The 9,621-nt window shown below is 59.1% G+C and carries 3 protein-coding genes and 1 rRNA gene; all 4 read left to right on the top strand.

The features are described 5' to 3' along the window. Nucleotides 1-33 precede the first annotated feature (33 nt). The 4 genes from rrf (at nt 34) to recD (ending at nt 9,547) form a co-directional block, all read left to right on the top strand. Nucleotides 34-149 (top strand): 5S ribosomal RNA (gene rrf, locus H8B20_RS24070). A gap of 154 nt (nt 150-303) precedes the next feature. Then, the gene (gene recC / locus H8B20_RS24065) at nt 304-3,756 is read left to right on the top strand and encodes an exodeoxyribonuclease V subunit gamma (protein ID WP_210624822.1); all 3,453 of its coding nucleotides are present in this window, start codon (nt 304-306) and stop codon (nt 3,754-3,756) included. Continuing rightward, a complete protein-coding gene (recB, locus tag H8B20_RS24060) occupies nt 3,753-7,442 on the top strand; it encodes an exodeoxyribonuclease V subunit beta (RefSeq protein WP_210624821.1) in 3,690 nt (1,229 codons plus the stop codon). The genes recC and recB overlap by 4 nt, the downstream gene beginning before the upstream one ends. Further along, nucleotides 7,439-9,547: an exodeoxyribonuclease V subunit alpha gene (gene recD, locus H8B20_RS24055; RefSeq protein ID WP_210624820.1), complete on the top strand. Its 2,109-nt coding sequence runs from the start codon at nt 7,439-7,441 to the stop codon at nt 9,545-9,547. The genes recB and recD overlap by 4 nt, the downstream gene beginning before the upstream one ends. The last annotated feature ends 74 nt before the right edge of the window (nt 9,548-9,621 follow it).

The following is a 9,621-nucleotide window of genomic DNA, read 5'->3' as shown; positions in this document are numbered from 1 at the left end:
AGGCCACTTGGTCACGACTCAGTACCCGAATTTCTTGACGACCATAGAGCGTTGGAACCACCTGATCCCATCCCGAACTCAGCAGTGAAACGATGCATCGCCGATGGTAGTGTGGGGTTTCCCCATGCGAGAGTAGGTCATCGTCAAGATTAAATTCCGAAACCCCAATTGCGAAAGCAGTTGGGGTTTTGTTTTGCCCGCAGGAAAGTTCTTACAGCATTCACGGACCTCGTCCGGCTGTCATAGCGTGCCGACAATGCTAAGGTTCTGACCTGGTTTTCGTACTTTTCCAAGGAAGTCTTTATGCCGGACGCCCAGTCCCTCAACGCTGCATTCATGGTGGTTCAGAGCAATAGCCTGGACGAACTGCGCAGCTTGGTGGTCAGCATCATGCGGCGCTATCCGCTGGCTCCCCTGGAGAACGAAATTGCGTTGGTGCAGAGTAACGGCATCGCCCAATGGCTAAAGCTGGCCTTGGCTGAAGATCCAGAAGAAGACGACCTCGGTGGTTGCGGCATCGCCGCAGCGATTGATGTGCAACTGCCCGGTAGCTTTATGTGGCAGCTCTATCGCATGGTTTTGGGGCGAGAAGAAATTCCGGCCAAATCCCTGCTCGATAAAGCACCACTAACCTGGCGCCTCATGCGTTTGCTACCCCAGGTCATCGACCGTGCGCATTTCGAGCCGCTGCAACGCTTCCTCACCCACGACACTGACTTGCGCAAGCGCTATCAATTGTCTGAGCGTCTAGCGGATCTTTTCGACCAATATCAGGTGTATCGGGCTGACTGGCTTGAGGATTGGGCCGAAGGGCGGCATCAATTACGAAATGTCAGAGGCGAGGTAAAATCTTTGCCCGCTACCAGCTGCTGGCAAGCCGAATTGTGGCGTGCACTACTGAATGACGTGGGTGAACAAGGCATGGCGCAGAGTCGTGCCGGCGTTCACCAGCGATTCATCGAGCGGATCAACAACCTTGCGATAGCTCCAGCAGGACTGCCATCGCGAGTGATTGTTTTCGGGATTTCGTCGTTACCGGCCCAGGTCCTTGAAGCGCTGGCCGGACTCGCGCGTTTCAGCCAGGTCCTGTTGTGTGTACATAACCCTTGCCGTCACCATTGGGCCGATATCGTTGCCGACAAGGATTTGCTGCGTCACCAATACAAGCGACAGTCCCGCAAGAGCGGAATGCCCGTCGTGCTGGACCCCGAAACACTGCACCAGCATGCCCATCCATTACTGGCAGCATGGGGTAAGCAAGGTCGTGACTACATCAACCTGCTCGACAGTTACGACGATCCCAACAGCTACCGCGCCGTATTTCGCGACGGTCGCATTGACCTGTTTAGTGAATCTGAGCCACACAATCTGCTGAATCAACTTCAGGACGATATCCTGGAGCTGCGTCCACTCAACGAGACCCGCGAGCACTGGCCTGCTGTTGATCTGAATGAAGACGATTCGATCCGTTTTCACATTGCCCACAGCGCTCAGCGCGAAGTGGAAATCCTGCATGACCAGCTACTCGCGCGCTTCAGTGCCAATCCGAATCTGCGCCCTCGCGATGTGATCGTAATGGTGCCGGATGTCGACAGTTATGCACCGCATATACGCGCGGTGTTTGGTCAACTCGACCGGTATGACCCACGCTTCATTCCCTTCACATTGGCGGATCAGGGGCAGCGTGGCCGCGACCCGTTACTGATCGCGGTCGAGCACCTGCTCAAGCTGCCGGACAGTCGTTTCCCCGTCAGCGAAATCCTCGACCTGCTCGACGTTCCGGCATTACGTGCCCGGTTCGGCGTAGAAGAGCGGGACCTGCCAACACTGCATCGCTGGATCGAAGGGGCGGGCGTCCGTTGGGGTATGAACGCCGAGCAGCGTGCCGGGCTCGGGCTGCCGGACAAACTTGAACAGAACAGCTGGCATTTTGGCCTGCGCCGAATGCTCTTGGGTTACGCCGTCGGTACCGCCAATGCCTGCTCAGGGATTGAACCGTATGATGAAATTGGCGGCCTGGATGCCGCATTGATCGGGCCGTTGGTAGCGTTGCTCGATGCGCTGGAGCTCGCCCATCAGCAGCTCACACAACCGGCTCAGCCCAAAGAGTGGGGGCAGCGACTACAAGCGCTGATGCAGCTGTTCTTCAAAGCCAGTAATGAACATGACGACTACTTGCTAACCCAACTGGAAGAGCTTCGCGAAACCTGGCTGGAGACCTGTGAGACGGTAGGTCTGGTAGATGAGCTGCCGCTGACTGTCGTCCGTGAAGCCTGGCTCGCCGGACTGGATCAGGGGCGTTTGTCTCAGCGCTTCCTGGCCGGTGCGGTGAACTTTTGTACGTTGATGCCGATGCGCGCCATTCCCTTTAAGTTGGTTTGTTTGTTGGGGATGAACGACGGCGATTACCCCCGTGCGCAACCCCCGCTGGATTTCGATCTGATGGGCAGCGACTACCGCCCTGGAGACCGCTCGCGGCGTGAAGATGACCGCTATCTGTTGCTCGAGGCGCTCCTCTCGGCACGTGATCAGCTTTATATCAGTTGGGTCGGCCGCAGCATTCGCGACAACAGTGAGCGACCGGCGTCGGTGTTGATTGGCCAGTTACGTGATCACCTCGCCAGCGGCTGGCGATTGATCGACGAAAGCCAGGATCTGTTAGGCGCCATGACCGAAGAGCATCCGCTGCAGCCGTTCAGTGCGCGCTATTTCCATGAAGGCGATCCACTGTTCAGCTATGCCAGTGAGTGGCAGGTGTTGCATCAACAGCATGCGCCCCAGATCCACGCAGAATTGCTCACGCCTTATGTTCAGGAAGAACCTCTGAGCCTGGCCCTGCTACAGGATTTCCTGCGTAACCCGACACGACATTTTTTTACCCAACGACTCAAGGTGTATTTCGAAGCCGCCGAAGCTCCGCTGGCCGATGAAGAACCTTTTGTGCTGGACGCATTGCAGCGCTATACGCTCAGCGACAGCCTGCTCGAAGCTGCCCTCAGACAACCGGACAATATCGATCAGGCACTTGAGGCTCAGGCTCGACGCCTGCAAAACAGCGGATTGTTGCCCATGGCCGGTTTTGGCGAATGCCTGCAGCGGGAACTGATCGAACCGCTCCCCGACCTGTTGCAACGTTATCAACAGCTACTGACGTTGTGGCCGACACCGGTGACCAGCGCCATCCCGGTCAATCTCGATTTTCAGGGTTTGCGGCTTGAAGGCTGGCTCGCAGGCCTGCATCAGCGCGCTGATGGTGGCCTGTTAGCAGTTACGACCATTCCCAACAGCATCGGCTCAATCAAAAGTCGTAAGTGGCATCGGCTGACCAAACCGTGGGTGAATCATCTTGCCGCCTGCGCCAGCGGACTTTCACTGACCACGGCATTGGTCGCCAGTGACGACACATTGCTGCTGGAGCCGATGGAGCAAGCCCGCGCGATTAGCCTCCTAGACGATTTACTCCTCGCCTGGCAGGCCGGCATGCGCCAACCATTGCCGGTTGCGGTAAAGACCGCATTCTCCTGGCTGTCGCAGACCGATCCGGTCAAAGCTGACGCTGCGGCCCGTAAAGCCTACGAAGGTGACGGGCAGACCAGCGAAGGTGAACGCCGTGAGAGTCCGGCATTGTCCCGACAATTTGCCGACTTCGACGCATTACTCGCGGATGAGACGTTCTCCGGCTGGTGCGACACCCTGTACCGCCCCCTTCATGAAGCCCCTTGGCGTTCATTGTCCAGCGAAGGTCCACGCTCATGAGCACGAAGACACCGCTGGCCCTGGCATTTCCGCTGCGTGGCAGCCAGTTAATCGAAGCGAGTGCCGGTACCGGAAAAACCTTCACCATTTCTGCGCTCTATCTGCGGCTCATCCTCGGGCACGGCGGTGAGTTGAGCGGGTTTGCCCGCGAGTTGTTGCCTCCGCAGATCCTCGTGGTGACGTTCACCGACGCGGCGACCAAAGAGCTGCGCGAGCGAATTCGTACGCGGTTGGCCGAGGCTGCGAGGTTTTTTCGCGACGAGACCCCGGCCCCTGACGGATTGATCGCTGACCTGCGCGATCAGTTCGATCCTCAGCAATGGCCCGGCTGTGCCAATCGCCTCGATATCGCTGCGCAATGGATGGATGAAGCCGCGGTCTCGACCATCCACAGCTGGTGTCAGCGCATGCTGCGCGAGCATGCGTTCGACAGCGGCAGCCTGTTCACTCAATCCCTGGAAACCGATCACAGCGATTTGCTCGGTGAAGTGCTGCGCGATTACTGGCGGCTGTTCTGTTACCCGATGCAGGGTGATGCGCTGAATTGGGTTCGTAGCAACTGGGGTGGACCTGCAGCGTTGCTACCCCGAGTACGAGGACTGTTCGCCAGCGAGCGCGACAGCGACAAAGGCAAGGCACCCGCTGAGCTTATCGAGGAGTGTTTGCAGGAGCGCCGCTCGGCATTGATCGAGTTGAAGATGCCTTGGCGTCAATGGGCGGACGAGTTGCTCGCCATCTGTCATCAAGGCGTTGCCAGCAAGACTGTCGATGGTCGCAAGATGCAGGCGCGTTACTTTGAACCCTGGTTCGAGAAGCTCAAGGCCTGGGCCGAAGACGAGTCTTTGGAGCAACTGGACATCGGCACCGGCTTTACCCGCCTGACCCCCGACGGCATGGCCGAAGCGTGGAAGGGGGCGGCCCCAAGTCACCCGGGGTTCGATGCTATGTCCGGGCTAAGATCGAGTCTTGATGCACTGCCAACGCCTGATGCCGCTGTCCTGCAACACGCCGCCAATTGGGTGGGCGCGCGCTTTGAAGAAGAGAAGCGCCGTCGTGCCGAAATGGGTTTTGACGACATGCTGCTACGCCTGGATGCTGCGCTGCAATCCGACGGCGGCGAACGTCTGGCAACGTTGATCCGTGAGCAATTCCCGGTCGCGCTGATTGACGAGTTCCAGGATACCGACCCGGTGCAATACCGCATCTTCGAAAGCATCTATCGCATCGAAGACAACAACCTCGATACCGGTTTGTTTTTGATCGGCGATCCCAAGCAAGCGATTTACGCTTTTCGCGGTGCGGACATCTACACCTATTTACGTGCCCGTCAGGCCACCACCGGCCGACTGCATACGCTGGGCACCAATTTCCGCTCCAGTCACGGCATGGTCAAAGCGGTCAACCATGTATTCGAACGCGCCGAGTCCCGAGAGCTGGGACGCGGCGCGTTTTTGTTCCGGGAGAAAAACGGCGAGAACCCCGTGCCGTTTCAACCGGTGGAATCGCAAGGTCGTAAAGAGAAACTGCAGATTTCCGGACAAGACATTGGCGCATTGAATGTCTGGCACTTGTCCACAGACCAACCGCTGTCGGGAGCGGTTTATCGGCAACAGTTGGCGGCCGCCTGTGCTAGCCAAATAACGGCATTGCTCAATGGCGGGCAAACCGGCAGTGCGGGGTTTGTTGAGGACGGTGAAGATTTCAGAGGGCTGCGGCCTTCGGACATCGCGATCCTCGTCCGCGACGGTAAAGAGGCTCAAGCGGTTCGCGGCGAGCTTGCCGCCCGCGGTGTGCGTAGCGTTTATCTGTCGGACAAGGATTCGGTGTTTGCGGCCCAAGAGGCCCACGACCTGCTGTCCTGGCTCAAAGCCTGCGCCGAGCCGGATGTCGAACGTTCGCTGAAAGCTGCGCTGGCCTGTATCACTCTGAACTTGCCACTGGCTGAACTGGAGCGGCTGAATCAGGACGAACTGGTTTGGGAAGCTCGAGTCATGCAGTTTCGTGGCTATCGCGAACTCTGGCGCAAGCAAGGCGTGCTGCCGATGCTGCGTCGCCTGCTTCACGACTTCCATTTGCCACAGACCTTGATGACACGCAGCGATGGCGAGCGGGTGCTGACCAACCTTCTTCACCTGTCCGAACTGATGCAGCAGGCCGCTGCGGAGCTGGACGGTGAGCAAGCGCTGATCCGCCATTTGGCCGAGCTTCTGGCATTGTCGGGTCAGGCCGGTGAAGAGCAGATCCTGCGCCTGGAAAGTGACGAGCAACTGGTCAAGGTCGTGACCATCCACAAGTCCAAAGGCCTTGAGTATCCGCTGGTGTTCCTGCCGTTCATCTGCTCGGCGAAACCCGTGGACGGTAGTCGATTGCCGCTGCATTACCACGACGCTACGGGCAAGGCTCAGGTGAGTCTCAGGCCGACCGTCGAGTTGATTGCGCAAGCGGACGAAGAGCGTCTCGCCGAAGATCTGCGTTTGCTCTATGTCGCCCTGACTCGTGCGCAACATGCCTGCTGGTTAGGCGTGACGGATCTCAAACGGGGCAATAACAACAGCTCGGTGCTGCACCTTTCTGCGCTGGGCTATCTGCTGGGGGGCGGTGCTTCTCTGGGTGAATCCAGTGGACTCAACCGGTGGTTGCAAGACCTGCAACAAGACTGCCCGGCTATCGACATCGGCGAAATGCCGCAACCCACCGACGAGCATTACCAACCACCGCGCAATGAAGCCGTCCTCAGTGCCACTTTGCTGCCCAAGCGCAAGGCCAGTGAGAACTGGTGGATCGCGTCGTATAGCGCGCTGCGCATCAGTGATGTGCTGAGTGTCGGCAGCGATGAAGCACCGGACAGCCCGCAAGCACAAAAGCTTTTCGATGACGAACGCCTCGACCCGGATGCGCCGCGAGAAATCATAACCGGCGGCGCCGATATCCATCGCTTCCCCCGTGGTCCCAATCCGGGAACGTTTCTTCACGGTTTGCTGGAGTGGGCGGGTGATGACGGTTTCGCCGTTTCCCGCGAGGCGCTGGAGGACGCGATTGGCCGGCGCTGCAACCTGCGTGGCTGGGAAGGCTGGATCACCACCCTCAGTGACTGGTTGCAACACCTGCTCAAGTCGCCACTGCCAATCGCTGATGGGCGGCCACCGGTGATTCTCGAACAGCTGACACAGTACCGTGTCGAGATGGAGTTCTGGTTCGCCAGCCATAAAGTCGACGTGCTGAAACTCGACGAACTGGTACGCCAGTTCACCCACAATGGTGTGGCCCGGGTTGGTGCAGAGCCAGTGCAACTCAACGGCATGTTCAAAGGCTTCATCGACCTGACCTTTGAACACGATGGCCGCTATTACGTGGCCGACTACAAGTCCAACTGGCTGGGTGTGGACGATCTGGCCTACACCGAGCACGCCATGGAACAATCGATTCTCGACAACCGCTACGACCTGCAATACGTGTTGTATCTGTTGGCGTTGCATCGTCAGCTCAAGGCACGTTTGCCCGACTACGATTACGACCGGCATGTTGGCGGGGCGCTGTACCTGTTCTTGCGCGGCACTCGCTCAGACAGCCGCGGTGTGTACTTTGCCCGACCGCCTCGTGAGTTGATCGAGCGTCTCGACCGGATGTTCCAGGGCAAACCCGAACCCAAGGCCGAACCCGCATGGGAACAGGGAGTCCTGCTATGAGCCGCACGTTTGCCGATCTGTTGCCGACACCGCTGGCAGCCGACAGCCTTTCGAGACTTTCGCCGCTGACAAGCGCCGATGACTTGCTGCTGTTGCTCACCCGTTGGGTCGAGCGTGGCTGGCTGCGTGCGCTGGACAAGGCATTCGTTGCATTCCTTCACGAGCTTGAGCCCGATACCGATCCGTTGGTGCTGCTCGCTGCAGCGCTGACCAGTCATCAACTCGGCCACGGTCATGTTTGTCTGGATTTGTTCGAAACCCTTAAAGCCCCTGACTTTGCCTTGTCGCTGCCACCCGAAGGCGACGTGCAAGGGGGCGTGTTGTTGCTGCCTTCACAATTGCTTGAAGCGCTCGATGGCGCGCATTGGTGCAAGGCGTTGGCGGGCAGTGGCCTGGTCGCGCTGGCAGCCGATACCCGCGAAGCCGCGCAGAATCGCCCACTGGTGCTGTCCGGAAAACGTTTATACCTGCGGCGCTACTGGGCTTACGAACGCCGCATCGATACGGCGTTGCGCCAGCGTCTCGCCCAGGGCGAGGCGACGCCGGATGACCTGCCGCAACGGCTCAATGAACTGTTCGGGTCGGCCAAAACCGATGAGGTGATCGACTGGCAGAAACTCGCCTGTGCCCTCGCTACCCGCGGTGCATTCAGTATCGTCACCGGTGGCCCGGGTACCGGCAAAACCACCACAGTGGTGCGCTTGCTTGCGTTGCTGCAATCGCCAGCGGTGGAGGCTGGTCATCCGCTGCGAATTCGCTTGGCTGCACCGACAGGCAAAGCGGCTGCGCGATTGACCGAATCCATCAGCCAACAAGTGCAATCGCTGAAAGTCGCCGAAGGCGTACGCGCAAAAATCCCCTGCGACGTGACCACTGTGCACCGCTTGCTGGGCAGTCGTCCCGGTACGCGACACTTCCGCCACCATGCCGGCAACCGTTTACCGCTGGATGTGCTGGTGGTCGATGAAGCGTCGATGATCGACCTGGAAATGATGGCCAACCTGCTCGACGCCCTGCCGGCCCATGCACGTCTGGTGCTGCTGGGTGACAAGGATCAGTTGGCCTCGGTAGAGGCCGGCGCCGTGTTGGGGGATTTGTGCCGTGACGCCGAAAGCGGTTGGTACAGCCCGCAGACTCGGCAATGGCTGGAGTCGGTCAGCGGTGAATCGTTGCAGGCCAGCGGCTTGCATGAGGACCTCGACGGCTCCCATCCGCTGGCGCAACAAGTGGTGATGCTGCGTCACTCCCGGCGCTTTGGCGAAGGGAGCGGTATCGGCCAGCTAGCACGCCGGGTCAATCAACAGTTGCCGGATGAGGCGCGTCAGTTGCTGGTGGCGGGGCAGTATGAGGATGTGTATTCGTTGCCGCTCAAGGGCGAGCACGATCTGCACCTCGAGCGACTCTTGCTTGAGGGTCATGGCGACGGACCGCAAGGCTATCGGCATTACCTGAATGTATTGCGTGATCAGCGTCCACCGCTGGGCAGGCCGCTCGAACATCCGGACTGGATCAACTGGGCTCGGGAGGTCCTGCAGGCATTCGACACCTTCCAGTTGTTGTGTGCGGTGCGCAAGGGGCCGTGGGGTGTGGAAGGTTTGAACCAGCGCATCACCGCTGCATTGCTCAAGGCGAGACTGATCGATAACGACCAGCAATGGTACGAAGGTCGGCCAGTGCTGATGACCCGCAATGACTACGGTCTGGGCCTGATGAACGGTGACATTGGCATTGCCCTCAAACTGCCCGAGCGCGAAGGTCCTGACGCCGGTAAACCGGTGCTGCGCGTGGCTTTTCCGCGCAACGACGGCCAGGGTGGTGTGCGCTTTGTGTTGCCAAGTCGTTTAAATGATGTCGAAACCGTCTACGCGATGACCGTACACAAGTCTCAAGGGTCGGAGTTCGCCCACACCGCATTGATCCTGCCGGACGCCTTGAACCCCGTGCTGACCAAGGAGCTGATCTATACCGGCATCACCCGGGCCAAGCACTGGTTCACCTTGATCGAACCGCGTGCCGGAGTTTTTGAAGAGGCCGTGCAGCGCAAGGTAAAACGCTTGAGCGGGTTGATGCTGGAACTGGAGGAGGGCACCGAGCCCCGGGGATGAAGGTTTCGTTGAATGAGGCTGACTACTGACCATCCGGTCAGGAGTCCGCGCCTCGCTGGTGATTCAGCGCTGTG

The sequence above is a fragment of the Pseudomonas sp. P42 genome (genome assembly GCF_017973755.1).
Taxonomy (GTDB): domain Bacteria; phylum Pseudomonadota; class Gammaproteobacteria; order Pseudomonadales; family Pseudomonadaceae; genus Aquipseudomonas; species Aquipseudomonas iridis.
The sequence above is the reverse complement of the archived record's forward strand: the minus strand, read 5'-3'. Positions and strand labels throughout refer to the sequence as shown.